We start from the raw sequence: 18,793 nt of genomic DNA, 5'->3' as shown, positions 1-18,793 counted from the left end.
GCAGATAACCCTCGGTGCGACCATGAAGCACGCACAACTCTGGCCGCGGTCCGGGGTGGCGTCGCTTGTCGGCAACTCCTCCGCCGTCAGCGGCTGATCCGCCCGAACCCGGTCGGACGCGTCACGCAGCGGCGACGGCGGCCACAGTGGCGGTGGTGAGGTCGGCGATCCGGTCGAAGTCCCCGGCCGCGACGGCAGCCCGGGGCACCATCCAGCTCCCCCCTACGGCCAGCACCGACGGCAGGGCGAGGTAGTCGCCGGCCGACGCGGCGTCGATGCCACCCGTGGGCACGAACCGGACCTGGCCGAACGGCGCGGCGAGTGCGGAGATCGCCGCAGGGCCGCCGGAGGTGCCGGCGGGGAAGAACTTCAGCACCGTGACGCCCGCGTCCAGGGCGGTGATCACCTCGGTCGCGGTGACCGCGCCGGGCAGAGCGAAGACGCCGTGCTCGGCACAGCGTCGGAGCACCGCCGCGCTGAGCCCGGGCGAGACCACGAACCGGGCGCCCGCCTCGACTGCCGCGTCGACCTGGGCGACGGTGGTCACCGTACCGGCACCGACCGTCACCCCGCCGTGGGCGGACATTCGGGCGATCGCCTCGGCCGCCGCCGGCGTCCGGAAGGTCACCTCGGCGAGCGGTAGGCCGGCGCTGGCGAGCGCGTCCGCCAACGGCTCGGCGTGCGCGGCGTCGTCGAGCACGACGACCGGCACGATCCGGTGCCGGCCCAGCAGGTCAGGAATGCTCATCCGCGGTCGTCTCCTCGTTGTCGGCGGTGATCAGGTGAGCTGGCAGGTCGGCGGCCCCGGTGGCGCCGAGCTGCGCGAGGACCGCCACTCCGAGCACGGTCGGCTCGGGCTCGGTGACGAAGCGCAGCCTACGGTCGGTGGCCGCCTGGCGCAGCCGGCGCCAGGTCCGCCAGGCGGCGGCGACACCGCCGATGGTGACATCCGCGATCGCGGTGCCGGCGAGCTGGCCGAGCCGGGCGGTGGTGGTCTCGGCCTCCACCGCGAGGCCCTTGAGCAGACTGGCCATGGCGTGCGCCCGCGTGATCTCCATGGGCAACGCGGCGAGCTGGGCCCGCTGCTGGTCCGCGTCGATCTCCGCCGGGCCGGTCTCGTCGGCGACGCCGGCCAGCTCGTCCCACATGGTCGCGTCGTCGACGTCGGCGTACAGCAGGTTCCGCCAGGCCTGGTAGTACCGGCCCGACGGCGTGGCCCGGTGCACGAACCGCAGCCCGCCGGCGACGAAGACGCCCGCGTCCACACCGGGCGCGAGGTTCGCCGGCAACTGCTCCAACAGTAGGAGCTGGGCCTCGGACGTACCGGCCGAGACGTAGACGTCGCCGGTGCGACGGACGCCGCTGCCGAACGCGCCGCACATGTGGTCGTGCCCGCCGGTGACCACCGGGACCCCGGCGGGGAGCACCCCGGCGCCCGAGGCCCGCCCCACCACGGTCGCGCTGTCGACCAGCTCGGGAGCGGCCAGCCCGGGCAGTCCCAGCTCGGGCAGGGCGCCGGCGCGCAGGGCGCCGGCGCGCAGGTCCAGCAGCCCGGTGCGGGAGGCGTGCGAGACGTTGAGGAAGACCGGTGCGGCGCGGTCCGCGAGCAGGTCCCGGGCCACGTGGTCGGCGAGCGAGGTGAAGCTCCGCGCGGCGGCGACCGTTTCCGGCAGGTGCCGGGCCAACCAGCGCAGCTTGAAGACGGAGAACGTGTCGTCGGTCTCCGGCCACCGGCCGGCGAGCGGATCGGTCTCCCGGGCCGAGCGGCCGTGCCGGGCGTGCCAGACCAGGACCGGCGCGGTGACCCGGCCGGCGCCGGAGAGGAGGACGACCTCCTCCCCCACCGAGCCGACCGACACGCCGGCCAGCGCGGCCGGACGCACCGCGGGATCGGTCAGGAGCTGACGCAGCAGCCCGACGACCGTGCCGGTGACCTGCCCGGCGTCCCGACGCCCGCCCCACGGGTCGGCCTCGGCCGGCGTGGGGGTGTGGCGTAGGGCGACCAGCCGGCCGGTGGCGGCGTCGTAGCAGCCGACCTTGGTCCGGGTGGTGCCGATGTCGACGCCGATGAACTGGCTCATCGGGAGGCCACCGCGCCCGGTTCGACCCGCTCGACCGTCACCAGGTGCCGGAGCCGGGCGACCAGCTCGGGGTCGATGTCGGGGGTGAGGGAGGCGGCGTTGGCCGCGCCCATCGCGGCGGCCAGCGCCAGCGCGGTGGCAGGCGGCTCGCCGTCGCCCAGGGCGACCGCGAGGCCGGCGAGGAACGAGTCCCCGGATCCGGTGGCGTTGACCGTCTCCACCGTCGGGGTGTCGGCCGTCAGCTCGACCGTGCCGTCGAAGAAGACCGCCCCGTCGGTGCCGAGCGTCACCACCAGGGTAGCGCCGGTGTCAGCGTGCAGCTCCCGGACCGCCGCGCCGGTGGCGTCCCGGTCGGGCAGCGGATGGCCGAGCACGCCGGCGAGTTCGTCGGCGTTGGGTTTGACCACGAACCGTCCGGTCACGGGCTCGGCCCGCAGGTCGTCCAGAACCCGGACGAGGGCGTCGCCGTGCGCGTCGACCAGGACGGTCGCGCCCCGGGCCAGGGCCGTCCGGGCGATCCGGGCGTGCAGGTCGGCACCGCTACCCGGCGGGAGGCTGCCGGTGCTGACCAGCACATCACCGGGCTGCACCTCGGTCGCCAGGACGGCCAGCAGCCGCTCGGTGTCACGCGCGGTGACCTCCGGACCGCGCTCGTTCAGCACGGTCGAGCGGCCGGTGCTGCGTTCGATCACCACCGGGGTCACCCGGGTCTCCCCGGTGACCTCGACGTGTCGGTCCTGGACGCCGAGATCGGCACAGCCCCGCCGGATCACCTCGCCGCTGGCGCCGCCCAGGAAGCCGTACGCGGTGACCGTGGCACCGAGCCGGCGGGCGCCCCGGGCGACGATCATGCCCTTCCCACCGGGCAGGGTACGTACCGCGGTGACCCGGTTGACCTCGAAGGGGTGGAAGTGCTCCACCACCTGGAGCCGGTCCAGCGCCGGGTTGGGACAGACCACGTGCAGGGTGAACGAGGACATGGGTTACTCGGAGTCGATCTGGTAGAGCGCGTACAGCTCCTCGTCGCTGGCGGCCAGCACCTCGTCCTCCCGTTCCCGGAAGGTGCGGGCGGTGACGCCGACCAGCTCGTCGAGGCGCTCCGGCTCCGGCGGCAGGTTCATCGCCGCGTACGGGTTTCCGCCGGCGCCGAGCGGCTCGGCCGAGCAGTAGTTGTCACCGCGCTGGTAGCCGACGGCGTACAACGCCATGATCACCACGTCGAGGTCGAGCAGCCCGTGCCCGAGGGCCCGCCGGTTGGTGTCGGCCAGGTGCAGGTTCAGCATCCGGTGGCCGTGCTCCAGGATGGTCGCGCCGATGTGCAGCTCACCGCTGAGCATGTGGTACAGGTCGCCGTTGAGGTGCGCGATCGCCGGGTGGTCGACCAGGTCGAGCAGGTGCAGCGCCTCGGCGAAGGTGTGCACGATGCTGGTCTCCTCGGGCCGGATCGGCTCCACTGCGCCACGGATGCCGGCGGCGGCGAAGTCGTCGGCGACCAGACGCATGGTCGCCGCGGAGCGCTCCGTCTCGTAGGAGTCCAGCGCGCCGGGGCGCCCCACCGAGGCCGCGCCGAAGAGCAGGTAGCTTCCGCCGACCGCCTGGGTGAACTGCGCCTGGCGGCGGAAGTACTCGATCGCCCGGGCCCGTACGTGCGGCAGGTTGTGCGCGAACTCCTGGTCGGGGGTGACCATGCCGCAGACGCCGGAGACGGTGATGCCGTGGTCGCCGAGCACCCGGAGGGTCTCCTCGGGCCGGTAGCCGAGGTCGGGCGAGTAGAGGTTGCCGTGCAGCTCGATGTGGCGCACGCCGTGGTGCTCCAACCGGGCCGCCGAGACGCCCAGTTCCTCGGTGCCGAAGCCCCAGTTGCTCCAACCGAACTTCAGGCGCGGCTCGTTCTCGGTGTGCGCCCGGCGGGCCTCCACGAAGGCGCGGACGACGCGCTGGTCGTACTGACGGAAGGGTTGTGGTTTCACGGCGTGTCCTTGACGGTCGAGGGTGGTGGTCAGGCCTTCTGCCGGGCGACGAGGCGCTGGCGCAGCCGGGCCGGGCTCAGGTGCCGCAGGTTGCCCTGCCGCCACTGGTCGAACAGCGCAGCCAGCACGATGACCAGGCCGATGCTGAGCTGCTGGAGGAACGGCGAGAGGGCGAGCAGGATGAAGGCGTTGCGCAGCACCCCGAGCAGGCAGGCGCCGAGGAAGGCGCCGATGATCGAGCCCCGGCCGCCGGAGAGGCTGGCCCCACCGATCACCGCCGCGGCGATGACGTCCAGCTCGTACCCCATGCCGGCCTGGGCTTCGGCGACGCCGACCTGGGTGGCGAAGACGATGCCCGCGACGCCGGCCAGGGTGCCGATCAGGACGAAGGTGAGGATCCGGGTACGGCCGACCGGGATGCCGCCGGTACGCGCGGCGGCGTCGTTGTCGCCGATCGCGGTGACCCGCAGGCCGAAGACGGTACGGGTGAGCAGGAGCTGACCGAGGACGACCAGCACCAGGAAGATGATCACGCTGATCGGGATACCGCCGAAGACCCGGCCCTGCCCGATAAAGGACAGCTCGCTCGGCATGGACTGGGGTAGCCCGCCGGTGAGCAGCTGGGTCAGTCCTCGGGCGATGGAGAGCATGCCGAGGGTGACGATGAACGAACTCACCCGGCCGAGGACGACGACGCTGCCGACCGCGAAGCCGGAGAGCGCGCCGACGCCGATGCCGATGGCCATCGCCAGCCACGGGTTCACCCCGTTGCCGTAGGCCGCGCCGGCGCTGACCGCCGAGAGTGCCAGCACCGAGCCGACCGAGAGGTCGATCTCCTTGGCGATGAGCACGAACGTCTGGCCGACGGCGATGATGCCGACCACGACGACGGTCTGCAGGACGTTGTAGAGGTTGTCCTTGCGCAGGAAGTTCTCGTTGGCGAGGCTGACCAGCAGGGCGAGCACGATGATGACACCGAGCAGCCCGGTTTCCTGCCGTTTGACCAGGGACAGGGCGCCGTCCTTCCAGGAACGCTCCTGCCGCTGCGCGACTGTGGCCTTCATTCTGTTCCTTCGGTAGCGCCCATGGCGGCGGCGACGATGGGGGTGGGTCCGGCGGTGTTCGGGGCGTCCAGGGTCAGCCGGCCGTTCCGGATGACGACCACCCGGTCGGCCAACTCGACGACCTCCTCCAACTCGGAGGAGATGAACCAGACGGCGAGGCCCTCGTCGTGGGCCAGGGCCCGGAGGGCGGCGTAGATCTCGGCCTTGGTGCCGACGTCGACGCCCCGGGTCGGCTCGTCGAGGATCAGGACCCTGGGTCGGGCGGCCAGGGCCCGGGCCAGCAGCACCTTCTGCTGGTTGCCGCCGGAGAGGGAGGTGATCGGCGCCTCCGTGGAGGCGGCCTTGACCCCGAAGCGCTGGGCCAGTTCACGGGCCTGGGCGGCGGCCCGGCGGCCGGAGACCCAGCCGAGACGGCCCAGGTTGGACAGGATCCGGACGACGAGGTTGTAGCCGACGTCCTGGGCGTGGAAGACCTCGGTACGTCGTTCCTCGGCGACGTAGGCGACGCCGAGGCGCTGCGCCCGGCCGGGGTTGCCGATGTACACCCGACGACCGCCGAGGCTGATCCCGCCCCGGCTGATCGGACGCAACCCGACGACCGCCTCGGCAATCTCGGTACGCCCCGCGCCCACCAGCCCGGCCATGCCCACGATCTCGCCCTTGCGGACGGCGAAGCCGACATCGGTGAAGCCCTCGCCGGTCAGGCCGGCCAGTTCGAGGGCGACCTCGGCCTGGCGGGGCGCGGGGGCGCGGTCGGCGACCACCTCGGAGACGACCTTGGTCTTGCGTTCGCCGGCCATCAGGGCCACCGCGCGCTGCTGGTCGATCTCGGCGGGCGGACCGGCCGCGACGAAAGTGCCGTCCCGCAGGACGATCACGTTGTCGACGATCGAGTAGACCTCGGCGAGCCGGTGGCTGACCAGCACCACCGCCACGCCCTCGTCACGCAGCCGGCCCATCACCGCGAAGAGCCGCTCGGACTCCTCGTGGGTGAGGCTGGAATTCGGTTCGTCCAGGAAGAGCACCCTCGGCTGCCGGGACAGCGCCCGGACGATGTCCACCATCTGTCGGGAGGCGGCCGAGAGGTCCCGGCAGATGGTCGCCGGGTCGGGCAGGTAGTCGGCCATCTGGAGCCGGGCCAACAGCTCCCGGGCCCGCTGCACGTTGCGTCCCCGCTGCGCGAGGCCGTAGGCGGGCCGCTCACCGAGGTCGTAGAGGAACAGGTTGTCGGCGATTGTGAGCTCGCCGATCAGCAGCGGTTCCTGGTTCACCACCACGACACCGGCGGCGATCGCCTCCAACGGAGAGCCGAAGGACACCTCCCGGCCGTCGAGGACGAGCCGACCGCTGTCCGCTTGCATCTGCCCGGAGCAGAGTCGGATCAGGGTGGACTTCCCGGCGCCGTTCTCGCCGAGCAGCCCGGTCACCTGGCCGGCCGGGAACTCCAGCGACACGTCGCGCAGAGCCCGGACCGCGCCGAAGGACTTCGTCAGGCCGGCGGCCACCAGGGCCGCCGACCGGACGTCGCCCACGGGGGACGTGGATGTCATGAGTGGATCCCGATCAGGAGGCGCCGGGGGCGCCGGGAGACAGTTCCGACGGGTCGTGCTGGGCCAGGTTCTGCTTGGTCACGAACGGCGCGTTGGCCTCCTGCAGGACGGGGCTCGGCTTGTCGCCGGTCACCGCGGCGTTGTAGAGCTGGATCGCCACGTTGTAGCCCTGCCCGAAGGCGTCCTGGCCGATCACGCCGTACATCGAGCCGTTCTTGATCGCCTCGATGTTCTCCGCGGTGATGTCGTAGCCGATGACCTTGACGCTGTCCTGCTTGTTGGCGGCGGCGACGGCCTGGGCCGCGCCGAACGGGCCGCCGGCGGTGGCGTAGATGCCGACCAGGTCGGCGTTGGACTGCAGGTAGTTCTGCGCGGCGGCGAACGTGTTCGACGCGGAGTCGCGGGCCTCGACGCCCTGGTTGATCGGGGTCAGCGAGGAGCCCTGGAGGCCGTCGACGAAGCCCTGCCGACGCTGCTCGGAGCCGGGCGCGGTGAACTGGCTGACGATGATGCCGACCTTGCCAGCCTTGCCGCCGGCTGCCTTGACCATCTCCTCGGCCGCGAGCTTGCCGGCCTTGTACTGCTCCTGCGCGTAGGCGACGGTGCCGCCGGAGGTCTCCACGCACTCGAACAGCGTGTTGTAGGCACCCATCTGCTTGCCCTTGCCGGAGAGCGTCTTGATGTCGGTGCAGTTGCCCTCGCCGGCGATGAAGAAGCCCACGCCGTCGTAGCCCTGGGCGTCGGCGGCGCGGATGGCGCCGGAGACGGTCTGCACGTCGATGTTCTCGCCGGCGACGATCCAGTCGACCTTGCCCTTGCGGTTGGCGAGCACCCGGTTGGCGTAGTCGGCGCCGCTCTTGACCGACACCCAGTACGGGTTGTTGGCGAAGCCGATCATGGCGATCCGGACTTCCTTGTCCGGTGCCTGGTCGGTCGGGACCGGGCGGCCCTCGATCGGGTCGGTCGGCTCGCCGCTGGCGGCGTTGTCACCGCCGCCCCCGCAGGCCGCGGTGGCGAGGGTGACGGCGAGAAGGACGGCGACGCTGCGGCTGAGCACCCTGCCGCGGGTCCGGTATTTCACAGTTCCTCCAGGGGGGTGGGACGAGGGACGGGGCGAACATCGGCGGCGTGCGGCTCGGCGAGGCGGACGGCGACCCCACGGGTACGCAGGTCGGCCAGGCTCGCGTCGTCGACGCCGGAGTCGGTGACGATGAGGTCGACGTCTTCGACCGCGCCGTATCGGCAGGCGGCCCGGAGGCCGAACTTGGTGTGGTCGACCATCAGCACCGCCTTCTGCGCGGAGGCGAGCACCGCCGCCTTGACGGCGGCCTCGGCCGGGTCCGGCGTGGAGAGCCCCCAGCCGGGGTCGAGGGCGTTCGTGCCGACGAAGGCGACATCGAAGCGAAGGTCGGCGAGACGGGCGAGGGCCCAGGCGTCGACCTCGGCGTAGCTGGCCGGGCGCACCCGACCGCCGATCGTCATCACGGTGGAGCGCGACCGGTCGGTCAGTTCGAGGGCGATCTGCAGGGCGTTGGTGACGATCAGCAGGTCTCCCCGGTCCGGGATCAGCCCGGCAAGGTGACCGGTGGTGGAGCCGGCCTCGATGAAGACGGCACCGAACGGGGGGATCTCGGCCAGGGCCGCCCGTGCGATGGCCCGCTTCTCCACGCGCCGCTGGGAGAGCCGACCGGCGACCCTGTCCTCGACGGCGAGGGTGCCGTACGCGACCGCGCCGCCGTGGATCCGACGCAGCTCACCGGCGTTTTCCAGCACCTTCAGGTCCCGCCGGATGGTCTCGGCGTTGACCGCGAAGCGCGCGGAGAGCGTGGCCGCGTCGACGCGGCCGGTGACACGCACCAGGTCCGCGATCTCCAGGCGTCGGTCGGCCGGGTTCATTGCGACGCCTCCTTCCGGCGAGCGCGGTGGGTTCCCACATCAGCTGTGCGGTCCGGTGACTTGGCACACCCAGCTTGGGGAGCAACACTACATCCGGGTTTCGCAAAGTCAACGGGAAGTTTCTGGCACGTTCCCCTGAGCACACACAGCAGGTAGCTTGGCTACTCCCGTTTACGCTTTTTGCTCTTTATGACCGACTGATACCTGGGCCGTGACTGCGTACTTGCTGCCCGGATAGGAGGTTTACTACATGTCGCAGGCACCCTCACCGCGAGAGGGTGACAAAAGCTTGTAGATTTGCTACAAAGCAATCCGAGCGGCGTGCCACTTCGGGCCGACGTCTCCGGCGAGCAGGAGGAACACGGTGACCAACCCGCAGCCAGGCCCCGGCCTGGTCATCACTCCCGAGGGCCTGACCGGCCGCACCGGCCGGTACGAGAAGCGCCTCGCCGACCTCGGTGGGCTCTTCGCCGACGAGACGGCGTTCGCCGCCCGGCTGACCACCGACGCCGACCGGGTGGTCTACCACGTCGACGAGTTCCGACCCTCGACCGCGGACGGCGACCTGATCACCGGCATTTCGACGCTCTCCCCCGGTCGGGTCGGCGCGGAGTTCCACATGACCCGGGGCCACATCCACGCCCAACACGACCGCACCGAGATCTACCACTGCCTGTCCGGGCACGGGCTGATGCTGATGGAGACGCTCGACGGACAGACCGTGGTGACCGAGCTGCGGCCGGGCGTCGTCGCATACGTGCCGCCGGTGCACATCCACCGCAGCGTCAACGTCGGCGACACCGACCTGGTCACCCTCTTCTGCTACCCGGCCGACGCCGGGCAGGACTACGACATCATCGCCCGCGCCGGCGGGATGCGGCACCGGGCGGTCGCCGACGCCGACGGCGACGGCTGGCGGCTGGCGGAGAACGACGGCTATGTCCCCCGCTGAGCTGACCGGGCACGCGCTGGCCCGGATGGTCGACATCAGCGCCGTACAGGCCCAGCACGGCCGGGCCGACGTCGAGGAGTTGGCCCGGCACGCGCTGTCCGGCGACTTCATCGCCGCCCACGTGCTCCCCTCATGGCTGCCCCTGCTCCGCGAACTACTGACCGGCTCGACCACCAACGCCGGCTCCCCGGTCGGCTTCCCCTCCGGCGGCTCGGCCACCCCGGTCAAGGTGACCGAGGCGCGCTGGCTGCTCGACGCCGGGGTCCAGGAGATGGACGTGGTGATGAACATCGGCCTGCTTCGCTCCGGCGAACTGGCCGCCGCCACCCGGGACGTCGCCGCCGTGCTCGACGCCGTCGACGGGCGGGTGCCGGTGAAGGTGATCCTGGAGGTCGGGCTGCTCGACGCCGATCAGCTCCGGGCCGCCGCCGGGGCGGCCGTCGCGGCCGGCGCGCAGTCACTCAAGACCGGCACCGGCTGGCAGGGCGTCGCCACCACCGAGGAGCACGTGCGCGTACTGCGCGAGGTCGGCGGGCCGGAGCGGGAGATCAAGGCTTCCGGCGGCATCCGGTCGCTCGACCAGATCCAGGCGTTGCGCGCCGCCGGGGCCACCCGCTTCGGCATCAACACCGCCCACGCCGTACGGCTGGTCGGCGAGGCCGGGGAGGCGGGACGGTGACCCGCGAGACCCTGACCCCGGACACGCTGCGGCCGGCACGCCGACCCACCATGTACTTCATCGGGGTCAGCACCGGGTCCTCGGCGGTGCACCGGGTCTTCGCCGCCTGGCGTCCCCTGCTCGGCCTGGACGACGTCGACCTGGTCGGCATCGACGTGCCGGTCGGTGCGGACCCGGAGACCTACCGGCGGGTGGTCGCGCACCTGCGTGACGACGAGCTGTCCCGGGGCGCACTGGTCACCACCCACAAGATCGACCTCTACGCCTCCTGCCGGGACCTGCTGCGCACGGTCAACGACGACGCCGCCCGGCTGGGCGAGGTCAGTGCCCTGGTGGCCCGCGACGGCGCGATCGACGGGCTGGCCCTGGACACCGTGACCAGCCGGCTCGCGCTGGAGGCGATCGTCGCCGACCTGGCCGGACGCGACGTGCTGGTGATGGGGGCCGGCGGAGCGGCGCTGGCGCTCTGCGACTACTTCGCCCACCGGGCCGGCGCCGCCGCGCCCGCCCGGGTGGTGGTCACCGACATCTCCGCCGACCGGCTCGCCGCCCTCGCCGAGGGTGTCGGCGCCGGCGACCCGGCGATCTCCTGGCAGACCCGTCGCTTCGCCCTCGGCGAGGTGCACGACGCGCTCCTGGCCGAGCTGGCCCCGGGCGCGCTGGTGGTCAACGCCACCGGCATGGGCAAGGACCGCCCCGGCTCACCGCTGAGCGACGCGGCGCGGTTCCCGCACGGCGGGTACGCCTGGGAGTTCAACTACCGCGGCGAGCTGGACTTCCTGCGCCAGGCACGGGCCCGCGCCCAGGCCGACGCGCTGACCGTCAGCGACGGCTGGCACTATTTCGTACACGGCTGGACCCGGGCCATCGACGCGGTCTTCGACCTGGGCCTGCCGACCAGCGGGCCCGAGTTCGACCGGCTCGACGACGCGGCGCAGGGGGTGCGGTGACCCTGCGGGCGCGCTGGCTGGGACAGGCCGGCTTCTGGCTCACCCTCGCCGACGACCGGGAGGCGGGCACCGACGCGCACCTGCTCGTCGACCCGTACCTGTCGGACTCGCTGGCCGCCAAGTACGCCGGCACCGTCTTCCCGCACCTGCGGCTGCGACCGGCCCCGGTCGACGTGGCCGGCCTGCCGGCGCTGGCCGGCGTGCTCTGCTCACACGCGCACACCGACCACATGGACCCGGACACCCTCACCCCGCTGCTGGCCGCCCAGCCCCGGCTCCGGCTGGCCTGCCCCCGACCGGTGCTGACCGAGGCGGTCCAGCGCGGCGGCGTGGCCCCGTCCCGCCTCGACGGTCTCGCCGACGGCGACCGCGTCCGGTACGGCCCGTTCACGGTCACCGCGGTGCCGGCCGCGCACGAGCAGCGGCAACGCGACGCCGACGGCGCCGACCACTTCCTCGGCTACGTCATCGAGGCCGGCGGGGTGCGCGTCTACCACTCCGGGGACTGCGCGCCCTGGCCCGGTCAGGCCGACCGGCTGCGTGGTCTCGGCATCGACGTGGCGCTGCTGCCGGTCAACGGCCGTGACGCACACCGGCTGGCCAACGGGGTGCCCGGCAACTTCACCTTCCGCGAGGCCGTCGACCTGTGCGCCCGTACCGGGATCCGCACCCTCGTCCCACATCATTGGGGCATGTTTGCCTTCAACACCGTCGATCCGAGCACCTTCGACCAGCATGCCGCCGCCCGGCGCGGGGTGGCCGTGCGCGTACCCGAGCACGGCGGCGACCTCGACCTGACCGGCACCCGGGCGGGTGGACGATGAGCGACGGACCCGTCCTGGCCAAGATCAGCAACAGCCTGGAGAACCTGCGCCGCTCCGAGCGGAAGGTCGCCGACGTGGTGCTGGCCGACCCGCACGCGGTGGTCCGGATGACCCTGGCCGAACTCGCCGAGGCGGTCGGCGTCAGCCAGCCCACCATCGTCCGGTTCGCCAACGCGATCGGCTGCGACGGCTTCCACGACTTCCGCATCGCGCTCGCGCAGAGCGTCGCCCTCGGCATCCCGGCGACCCAGTCGGTGATCGAGGCGCGGGACGACACCGCCACCACGGTCAGCAAGATCTTCGACTTCTCGATCACCTCGCTGGACCACGTCCGACGCCACCTCGACCTGGCCGCGCTGGAGGCGGCGGCGGAGGCACTGGCCGCCGCCGACCGGATCGTCTTCATCGGCCTGGGCGCCTCCGGCATCGTGGCGATGGATGCCGAGCAGAAGTTCCCGCTCTTCGGCGCCGCCTGCTCCGCGCCGATCGACACCCACCAGCAGTTCCTCGCCGCGTCGGTGAGCACCCCGTCGACCGTGCTGGTGGCCATCTCCAACACCGGCCGCACCGTCTCCATCCTGGACACCGTCCGGGTGGCCCGGGAACGGGGCGCCACCGTCGTCGGGATCACCGGTGGCCCGTCACCGCTGGCCGAGCTGAGCACCGTGGCGCTGGTGGTGGAGTCGCTGGACAACACCGACGTCTACACCCCCACCATCTCCCGGCTGGCACAACTCGTCGTCATCGACGCCCTGGCCACCATGGTGCTGCTGCGCCGGGGTGAGCCGGCGCTGTCCGACATCCGGACCATGAAGACCCGGCTGTCGCAAATGCGCTCCGGGCTGCACCACGAGATGATCCTCGACCCGAACCGGCGGGGCCGGTCATGACCGACGTCGCGCTCGCCTTCGACCTCGGCACCGGCGGCTGCAAGGCCGCCCTGGTCAACCTTGACGCCCGGGTGGTGCGGACCGCCTTCGCCGCGTACCCCACGTCCTATCCGGCGCCGGGCCGGCACGAGCAGCGCCCGGCCGACTGGTGGGACGCGGTCGTCTCCTCCGCCCGGGAGCTGCTGACCGCCGACGCCGGCCGGCACCGGGTGGTCGCGGTCGGACTCTCCGGGCACAGCCTGGCCATGGTGCCGGTGGACGCGGCCGGCGAGCCGCTGCTTCCGGCGGTGCCGATCTGGTCGGACACCCGCGGCGAAGAGGCCGCCGCCGGCTACTTCACCACCGCCGACGAGACGAGCTGGTACGCCCGCACCGGCAACGGTTTCCCGCGCGGCATGTACACCGTGTTCAAGGCGGCCTGGCTGCGTACGGCGCGGCCGGACGTCGCCGGCCGGACCACCCGGGTGCTGGGCAGCAAGGACTGGATCAACGCCCGGCTCACCGGCGCCCTGGTCACCGACGCGAGCTACGCCTCCGGCAGCGGCGCCTACGACCTGCGGGAGCGTCGCATGCTGCCCGAGGTGCTGGCCGCCCTCGACCTGCCGGCCGACTGGTGGCCGGAGGTCGTGCCGGCCGCCACGGTGATCGGGCGGGTCACGCCCGAGGCGGCAGCTGTCACCGGGCTGCCGGCCGGAGTGCCGGTGGTCGCCGGCGGGGTGGACAACTCCTGCATGGCGCTCGGGGCCGGGCTGGACCGCCCCGGCGAGGCGTACCTCTCGCTCGGCTCCTCGAACTGGGTCACCGTGGCCGGGAGCGAGCCGGTGCTCGACCCGTCCAACCGGCCATTCGTCTTCGACCACGTCCTGCCCGGCCTCTACGTCTCGGCCCTGTCCACCTTCGGCGGAGGCAGCAGCCTGACCTGGCTGGCCGGGCTGCTCGGCCGGGACGGCGACCTCGGCGGGCTGCTCGACGACGCCGCCGCCGCGCCGGTCGGCGCGAACGGTCTCACCTGCGTGCCCACCCTGGCCGGCGGCACCGTCGCCGAGGGCGGACCCGGGGTGCGCGGGGCGTTCCTCGGGCTCGACCTCGGGCACACCCCCGCCGACCTGGTCCGCGCGCTGGTCGAGGGGATCGGGTTCAGCCTCGCCGACGCCGCCGCCGGGATGCTCACGCCGGCCCCCGCCGGAACGCCGATCAGCGCCACCGGCGGCGGGGCCCGGGCCGGGCTGCTGTTGCAGGTGCTGGCCGACCTGATCGGCCGACCGGTGCACCGTCCGGACGACGCCCAGCACGGCGCCGCGCTCGGCGCCGCCGCCCTGGCGCTGCTGGGCGTCGGCGGCTGGCCGGACAGCACGCCCCTGCACACCGCCCGGCGCCCGGCGCTGCGGGTGGCACCCCGGCCCGAACTGGTCGAGGCGTACGCCCTGCCCCGGGCCCGCTTCGACGCCGCCCGCGCCGCCACCCGGGCGCACGCCGCAACCACACCGACCGCCCAAGAAACACCGCACCGAACACCCTAGGGAGATACACCATGCCCCTCGCCGATCCACGACCCATCCTCGCTGCCGCGCGTTCCGCGCGGCACGGCGTCGGGGCCTTCAACACCACCCTGCTGGAACACACCGAGGCCCTGGTGGCCGGCGCCGAGGCGGCCGACGCACCGCTGGTGGTGCAGATCAGCGAGAACGCCGTCCGCTACCACGGCGGACTGCGCCCGCTGGCGCTGGCCTCGCTCGCGCTGGCCGAGTCGGCGGCCGTGCCGGTGGTGCTGCACCTCGACCACGCGGAGAGCGTCGAACTGGTGCACCAGGCGGTCGACCTCGGCTTCACCTCGGTGATGTTCGACGGCTCCCGCCTGCCCGACGACGAGAACCGTGCGACCACCGCGCAGGTGGTGTCCTTCTGCCACGCGCACGGGGTCGCCGTCGAGGCCGAGCTGGGCGAGATTGGCGGCAAGGACGGGGTGCACGCGCCCGGGGTACGCACCGACCCCGCCCAGGCCCGCCGCTTTTGTGCCGACACCGGGGTGGACTCGTTGGCCGTGGCCGTGGGCACCGCGCACGCCATGGCCTCCCGCGACGCGGTCCTCGACCTGGACCTGGTCGCCGCGCTCGCCAAGGCGGTTCCGGTGCCGCTGGTGCTGCACGGTTCCTCCGGGGTGGACGACGACACGCTGCGCACCGCGGTCATCCGCGGCATGACGAAGATCAACATTGCCACCCACCTGAACAAGGTCTTCACCCGCGAGATCCGCGACCGGCTCGACGCCGATCCGAAGCTGCTGGATGCCCGCGCCTACGTCGCGCCGGCCCGGGACGCGATGGCCGCCGAGGTCGAGCGGCTGCTGCGGCTGCTCGGCCCGCAGACCACGGCGGCGCTGTCGTGACCACGCCCCGAGTGCTGGTCACTCCCCGCTCGATGTCGGTGCCCGACGCGCCTGCGGTTCGCCGGCTCCGGGCGGCCGGTTACACCGTCGTTACCCCCGCCCCCGGCCGGCAGCCCACCACCGGGGAACTCACCGCCGCCGTACCGGGCGTCGTCGGATGGATCGCCGGGGTGGAGCCGATCGGCGCCGACGTGCTGGCGCACGCCGACGCGCTGCGGGCGATCAGCCGCAACGGCGCGGGCAGCGACGCCATCGACACCGCCGCCGCCGAGGCCGCCGGGATCAGGGTGCTCACCGCCCGGGGCGCCAACGCGCAGGGAGTTGCCGAACTCGCCCTGGCCCTGGCCCTGATGGGACTGCGTGGCCTGCCCGAGGCGGCCGACGCACTGCGGGAGGGGCAGTGGCGACGCCACACCGGGCGGGAGGCGGCCGACCGTACCCTCGGCGTGGTCGGTTTCGGCGCGATCGGCCGTCGCCTGGCGGGCCTGGCCCAGGGCCTGGGCATGCGGGTGGTGGCGCACGACCCGTTCGTCACCGACGGTGAGGGCGTCGCGCTGCTGCCGCTGGCGGAAGTGCTGCGCACCAGCGAGGTGGTGTCGCTGCACGTGCCACCGGACCCGGCGGGCCCCCTGCTCGGCGCGGCCGAACTCGCCCTGCTCCGCGACGACGCCGTGCTGCTCAACACCGCCCGGTCGACGCTTGTCGACGAGGCGGCGCTGCTGGTCGAGCTGACCGCCGGCCGGATCGCGCTCTACTCGGTGGACGCCTTCGACCGTGAACCGCCGGAGCCGTCGGAGCTGCTGCGACACCCCCGGGTGGTGGCCACGCCCCACCTGGGCGCGGCCACCACCGAGAGCGTCCGGCGGGCCTCCGAGGCGGCGGTGGAGAACCTGCTCGCCGCGCTCGGCACGCCGGCCACCGGCAGGTGACGATGCGTCGATGGCGTTCTTCGGTCCCCGGCGTCGTGGAGCGAACGCCGAGTTTCACCCGGGGCGCCGGCTTGCAGCCCTTCGGTCGGTCAGGCTCGGGTGCGCTGCCGCAGCCGGGTCGAGACGGCCGCGCCGAGTGTCACGAGGACCGCGACGGCCATATCCCGGTCGACGGCCTCCTTTCGTGCTGTCGGGACGGCCGGATTCGAACCGACGCCCCCTCGACCCCCAGTGAACTAGCTGGCCTACCGGCATCCGCCTGTTGATACCGAACCATGCCGGACATGCAGGTCGACGGCCAGGTAATCGTCCTCAAGAAGGTCTGTTGTGGATGAGAGGGCGGCATGACTTCCAGTGGCGGGTCGGGCAGGATGGCCCGGTGTATGCACGCCGTGGCTACTCCCTCGGCCAAGGCCAACCGGATGTCCAAGAGCGACGGCGCCGCCCGGGGATACCTCCGGAATGTGACCTCGTCGAGACCCGCCAGCGTTGCAGTACAACCGGATCAGCGCCTCGTCGCGGAGGTTGGCGAAGCTCTTGCCCTTGCACGCATCGAGAAGCTTGCCGGTGTCCTCGTCGCGCATGACCGGGATCAGCTTGCGGGGTGTCTTCGGCTGCCGTACCCGCTCCATCGGCGAGCGGTCGATGGCCTGCTCGTCGACCAACAGCCTCCTGAAGAACTGCTGCAGTCCCTTGTGCTTGTTCAACGCGGTCGACGCGGACCGGGTCTCGATCGCGGAGGAGCCCAGCCCAGTTCCGGGACAGTCCCGAGGTGAGCTTCTGAAGATCCAGTAGCGGCATGACAACCTGCCCGAGTCAAGGAGTCCAACAGCGGCGTGCTAGACCGGGCATTCATGCCGAGCAATGAAAAGAGGGCTTCCGCAGGTCGCTGACCTGTGGAAACCCTCTCGCTGTCGGGACGGCCGGATTCGAACCGACGACCCCTTGTAACGGAAAGTAGCCGAAGTGGACTTGTCATTACTTGCCCGAGGTGGTCGTTGAGCTGCAAGGACGTCACTAGAGCCTTACCGACCTCTATCACCCTTCGCCAACATTTGGCCTGAGTTTTCGGGGGGTAAACGGGGGGCCGAAGGTTGAACGTCCGCCACGTCTGACCGTCTATCGACCGGCCCTGCCGGCTTCATAGGTCGTGTACCGGCCGGACTTGCGGCAGCCCGTCCTCGGTCAACGCGATCGTCACCGGGACCTCACGCGGTGGCGGTCGCTCGGTGGTGTCGCGCAACCTGCGGTGCGCGGGACATTCGCAGGACGGCTGCAGCGGGTCAGGGCACCCGACGATGGCAGACGTCAGCCGCTGGACCCCGCCGGCGTCGACGGGCCACGACCAATCCATGTCCCACGGCTCCTCCCAGGGCGGGTGGAAGCAATCGTGATCGAAGTGCACCAGAAGGCCAGCCCCACACTCCGGGCAGGCCACCACGCTGGTCCAGCGATAGTTGACCTGATGCCCCGAGGCACCGTGCGGGACGCCCCAGCGGCTGATGAACACAACCGTGCGCTGATCCGCCCGACACACGACGCAGATGCCCATGACTGCCCCTCCCCTGCCGTACACCCCCAACCACACCGTAGAGATCGACGACAACCCACGGGACGGGCAGAGAAAGCAAGCGCTGTGAGGGGTCGAGATGAGGTGGGCTCGGTACCGTGACGAGGTGATTCCGAGTTGTCCCGACTGCCACGCCGAGGGCGTCCCTCTGCTCTTCGGCCTCCCAGCGCCCGAAGCCAGGAAGGCCGCAGCCGCAGGCGAACTTGCGCTCGGCGGGTGCTTCCTCCCCGAAGAACCGGTACCGAACTGGCAGTGCCCACGGCAACACCGATGGCGCGACGCCGATGAGCGGACATGGGACACGCAGCTCCTGGCCGCGCTACTCGCACATGGCTACACCGAGCGGGATGACGACACGACGCTGGAGACCGTACTGCCCACCGACAACGGCCTCTTCCTCCTACGGGACGTCGCCGCGGACACGCCGCCACACCAGCGACCCGCCTTCGAGGCATCACGCATCCCCGGCAGCCGAGCCGGCCGACGCGTTTCCGCCGCCGGGTCGGTGCTACTGATCCGCTGCGCCCACCAATACACACGACCCCACGTACGAGTCGAAGCCCTAGCCGAGGCCCCGACCGCCGACGGGCCCTGGCAATGGGAAGAACACGTGCGGCTCCTCCTTCCCACCGGCGTCGTCGCTCTCGACGCTGATCCCGCAACGATGCCGGACCTGCCCCACCTCCGACTCCCCGCAGGCTCAGGAACCTACGGCGTCGCCGTCGGTCACCTCGGGCGCGCCGACGTTCAAGAGGCAGCACGACAGGTAGCCGAAGAAGCGCTCAGGCAAGGGTTGACGGCAACGACCGAGGCATGGCAAGGCCTGGACGCGTTGGAGCAGTACTCCATCCGCCTGTGGCCACTAACGGATGTCCCGTAACGCCCACCCTTGCTTTGAGGTCAATCGGGCAGGGCGCTCACGACAGCTAGCCGACCTGTTCAACGCAGCAGACGCCTGAGGGTCAGGATGGCCACCGATCGTCGGTAGCTGTTGATGCGGCACCGGGTGATCCAGGCGGTCAGTCGAAGATCTGGGCGACTTCGACGCTGAT

General features: G+C 72.0%; 18 protein-coding genes. 8 read left to right on the top strand and 10 right to left on the bottom strand.

The window, feature by feature from the left end; genetic code table 11:
* Nucleotides 1-121: 121 nt before the first annotated feature.
* From eda to ACLQ2W_RS29230, 8 genes are read right to left on the bottom strand one after another with little or no spacing between them, the layout of a single operon-like run.
* Nucleotides 122-748 carry a bifunctional 4-hydroxy-2-oxoglutarate aldolase/2-dehydro-3-deoxy-phosphogluconate aldolase gene (eda, locus tag ACLQ2W_RS29265; protein ID WP_425790522.1) on the bottom strand — a complete coding sequence of 209 codons (627 nt, stop codon included), beginning with the start codon at nucleotides 746-748 and terminating at the stop codon, nucleotides 122-124.
* Nucleotides 735-2,081 (bottom strand): FGGY-family carbohydrate kinase, encoded by a 1,347-nt coding sequence (locus tag ACLQ2W_RS29260; RefSeq protein ID WP_425790520.1) that lies wholly within the window; start codon nucleotides 2,079-2,081, stop codon nucleotides 735-737. The genes eda and ACLQ2W_RS29260 overlap by 14 nt, the downstream gene beginning before the upstream one ends.
* The gene (locus ACLQ2W_RS29255; protein ID WP_425790518.1) at nucleotides 2,078-3,061 is read right to left on the bottom strand and encodes a 1-phosphofructokinase family hexose kinase; all 984 of its coding nucleotides are present in this window, start codon (nucleotides 3,059-3,061) and stop codon (nucleotides 2,078-2,080) included. Before ACLQ2W_RS29255 ends, ACLQ2W_RS29260 begins: the two co-directional genes overlap by 4 nt.
* 3 nt (nucleotides 3,062-3,064) lie before the next feature.
* Entirely contained in the window at nucleotides 3,065-4,051 is a 987-nt protein-coding gene (locus ACLQ2W_RS29250) for a sugar phosphate isomerase/epimerase family protein (protein ID WP_425790516.1), read from the bottom strand.
* Between the two features lie 29 nt (nucleotides 4,052-4,080).
* Entirely contained in the window at nucleotides 4,081-5,115 is a 1,035-nt protein-coding gene (locus ACLQ2W_RS29245; RefSeq protein ID WP_425790514.1) for an ABC transporter permease, read from the bottom strand.
* A complete protein-coding gene (locus tag ACLQ2W_RS29240; protein WP_425790512.1) occupies nucleotides 5,112-6,665 on the bottom strand; it encodes a sugar ABC transporter ATP-binding protein in 1,554 nt (517 codons plus the stop codon). The genes ACLQ2W_RS29245 and ACLQ2W_RS29240 overlap by 4 nt, the downstream gene beginning before the upstream one ends.
* A gap of 13 nt (nucleotides 6,666-6,678) precedes the next feature.
* Complete coding sequence (locus tag ACLQ2W_RS29235) at nucleotides 6,679-7,746, bottom strand: sugar ABC transporter substrate-binding protein (protein ID WP_425790510.1); 1,068 nt, start codon at nucleotides 7,744-7,746, stop codon at nucleotides 6,679-6,681.
* Nucleotides 7,743-8,561: a DeoR/GlpR family DNA-binding transcription regulator gene (locus ACLQ2W_RS29230; RefSeq protein ID WP_425790508.1), complete on the bottom strand. Its 819-nt coding sequence runs from the start codon at nucleotides 8,559-8,561 to the stop codon at nucleotides 7,743-7,745. The genes ACLQ2W_RS29235 and ACLQ2W_RS29230 overlap by 4 nt, the downstream gene beginning before the upstream one ends.
* Nucleotides 8,562-8,925: 364 nt before the next feature.
* Here ACLQ2W_RS29230 and ACLQ2W_RS29225 point away from each other — a divergent pair, with 364 nt between their 5' ends.
* From ACLQ2W_RS29225 to ACLQ2W_RS29190, 8 genes are read left to right on the top strand one after another with little or no spacing between them, the layout of a single operon-like run.
* The gene (locus tag ACLQ2W_RS29225; protein WP_425790506.1) at nucleotides 8,926-9,513 is read left to right on the top strand and encodes a glucose-6-phosphate isomerase family protein; all 588 of its coding nucleotides are present in this window, start codon (nucleotides 8,926-8,928) and stop codon (nucleotides 9,511-9,513) included.
* Nucleotides 9,500-10,192, top strand: a complete 693-nt coding sequence (gene deoC / locus ACLQ2W_RS29220) for a deoxyribose-phosphate aldolase (RefSeq protein WP_425790504.1) — start codon at nucleotides 9,500-9,502, stop codon at nucleotides 10,190-10,192. Before ACLQ2W_RS29225 ends, deoC begins: the two co-directional genes overlap by 14 nt.
* Nucleotides 10,189-11,142, top strand: coding sequence for a hypothetical protein (locus ACLQ2W_RS29215; RefSeq protein WP_425790502.1), 954 nt, complete (start codon nucleotides 10,189-10,191; stop codon nucleotides 11,140-11,142). The genes deoC and ACLQ2W_RS29215 overlap by 4 nt, the downstream gene beginning before the upstream one ends.
* Complete coding sequence (locus tag ACLQ2W_RS29210; protein WP_425790500.1) at nucleotides 11,139-11,966, top strand: MBL fold metallo-hydrolase; 828 nt, start codon at nucleotides 11,139-11,141, stop codon at nucleotides 11,964-11,966. The genes ACLQ2W_RS29215 and ACLQ2W_RS29210 overlap by 4 nt, the downstream gene beginning before the upstream one ends.
* Entirely contained in the window at nucleotides 11,963-12,856 is an 894-nt protein-coding gene (locus ACLQ2W_RS29205) for an SIS domain-containing protein (RefSeq protein WP_425790498.1), read from the top strand. The genes ACLQ2W_RS29210 and ACLQ2W_RS29205 overlap by 4 nt, the downstream gene beginning before the upstream one ends.
* Complete coding sequence (locus ACLQ2W_RS29200; protein WP_425790496.1) at nucleotides 12,853-14,376, top strand: xylulokinase; 1,524 nt, start codon at nucleotides 12,853-12,855, stop codon at nucleotides 14,374-14,376. The genes ACLQ2W_RS29205 and ACLQ2W_RS29200 overlap by 4 nt, the downstream gene beginning before the upstream one ends.
* 11 nt (nucleotides 14,377-14,387) lie before the next feature.
* Nucleotides 14,388-15,242: a class II fructose-bisphosphate aldolase gene (locus ACLQ2W_RS29195; protein WP_425790494.1), complete on the top strand. Its 855-nt coding sequence runs from the start codon at nucleotides 14,388-14,390 to the stop codon at nucleotides 15,240-15,242.
* Nucleotides 15,239-16,171, top strand: coding sequence for an NAD(P)-dependent oxidoreductase (locus tag ACLQ2W_RS29190; RefSeq protein ID WP_425790492.1), 933 nt, complete (start codon nucleotides 15,239-15,241; stop codon nucleotides 16,169-16,171). Before ACLQ2W_RS29195 ends, ACLQ2W_RS29190 begins: the two co-directional genes overlap by 4 nt.
* Nucleotides 16,172-16,416: 245 nt before the next feature.
* Here the strand turns inward: ACLQ2W_RS29190 and ACLQ2W_RS29185 are convergent, their stop codons facing one another.
* Together ACLQ2W_RS29185 and ACLQ2W_RS29180 are read right to left on the bottom strand one after the other, a co-directional pair.
* Complete coding sequence (locus tag ACLQ2W_RS29185) at nucleotides 16,417-16,878, bottom strand: hypothetical protein (protein ID WP_425790490.1); 462 nt, start codon at nucleotides 16,876-16,878, stop codon at nucleotides 16,417-16,419.
* A gap of 434 nt (nucleotides 16,879-17,312) precedes the next feature.
* Entirely contained in the window at nucleotides 17,313-17,723 is a 411-nt protein-coding gene (locus ACLQ2W_RS29180) for a hypothetical protein (RefSeq protein WP_425790488.1), read from the bottom strand.
* Nucleotides 17,724-18,793: the final 1,070 nt, after the last annotated feature.

The sequence above is a fragment of the Micromonospora sp. DT227 genome, from assembly GCF_049841835.1.
Taxonomy (GTDB): Bacteria; Actinomycetota; Actinomycetes; order Mycobacteriales; family Micromonosporaceae; genus Micromonospora.
Note: the sequence above shows the minus strand (reverse complement) of the source record. Positions and strands in the feature narration are given on the sequence as shown.

Excerpts from the sequence above, each read along its gene's own strand:
- eda (WP_425790522.1), bottom strand. The coding sequence starts at position 748 with ATGAGCATTCCTGACCTGCTGGGCCGGCACCGGATCGTGCCGGTCGTC.
- ACLQ2W_RS29260 (WP_425790520.1), bottom strand. The coding sequence starts at position 2,081 with ATGAGCCAGTTCATCGGCGTCGACATCGGCACCACCCGGACCAAGGTC.
- ACLQ2W_RS29255 (WP_425790518.1), bottom strand. The coding sequence starts at position 3,061 with ATGTCCTCGTTCACCCTGCACGTGGTCTGTCCCAACCCGGCGCTGGAC.
- ACLQ2W_RS29245 (WP_425790514.1), bottom strand. The coding sequence starts at position 5,115 with ATGAAGGCCACAGTCGCGCAGCGGCAGGAGCGTTCCTGGAAGGACGGC.
- ACLQ2W_RS29240 (WP_425790512.1), bottom strand. The coding sequence starts at position 6,665 with ATGACATCCACGTCCCCCGTGGGCGACGTCCGGTCGGCGGCCCTGGTG.
- ACLQ2W_RS29230 (WP_425790508.1), bottom strand. The coding sequence starts at position 8,561 with ATGAACCCGGCCGACCGACGCCTGGAGATCGCGGACCTGGTGCGTGTC.
- deoC (WP_425790504.1), top strand. The coding sequence starts at position 9,500 with ATGTCCCCCGCTGAGCTGACCGGGCACGCGCTGGCCCGGATGGTCGAC.
- ACLQ2W_RS29205 (WP_425790498.1), top strand. The coding sequence starts at position 11,963 with ATGAGCGACGGACCCGTCCTGGCCAAGATCAGCAACAGCCTGGAGAAC.
- ACLQ2W_RS29200 (WP_425790496.1), top strand. The coding sequence starts at position 12,853 with ATGACCGACGTCGCGCTCGCCTTCGACCTCGGCACCGGCGGCTGCAAG.
- ACLQ2W_RS29195 (WP_425790494.1), top strand. The coding sequence starts at position 14,388 with ATGCCCCTCGCCGATCCACGACCCATCCTCGCTGCCGCGCGTTCCGCG.
- ACLQ2W_RS29180 (WP_425790488.1), bottom strand. The coding sequence starts at position 17,723 with ATGGGCATCTGCGTCGTGTGTCGGGCGGATCAGCGCACGGTTGTGTTC.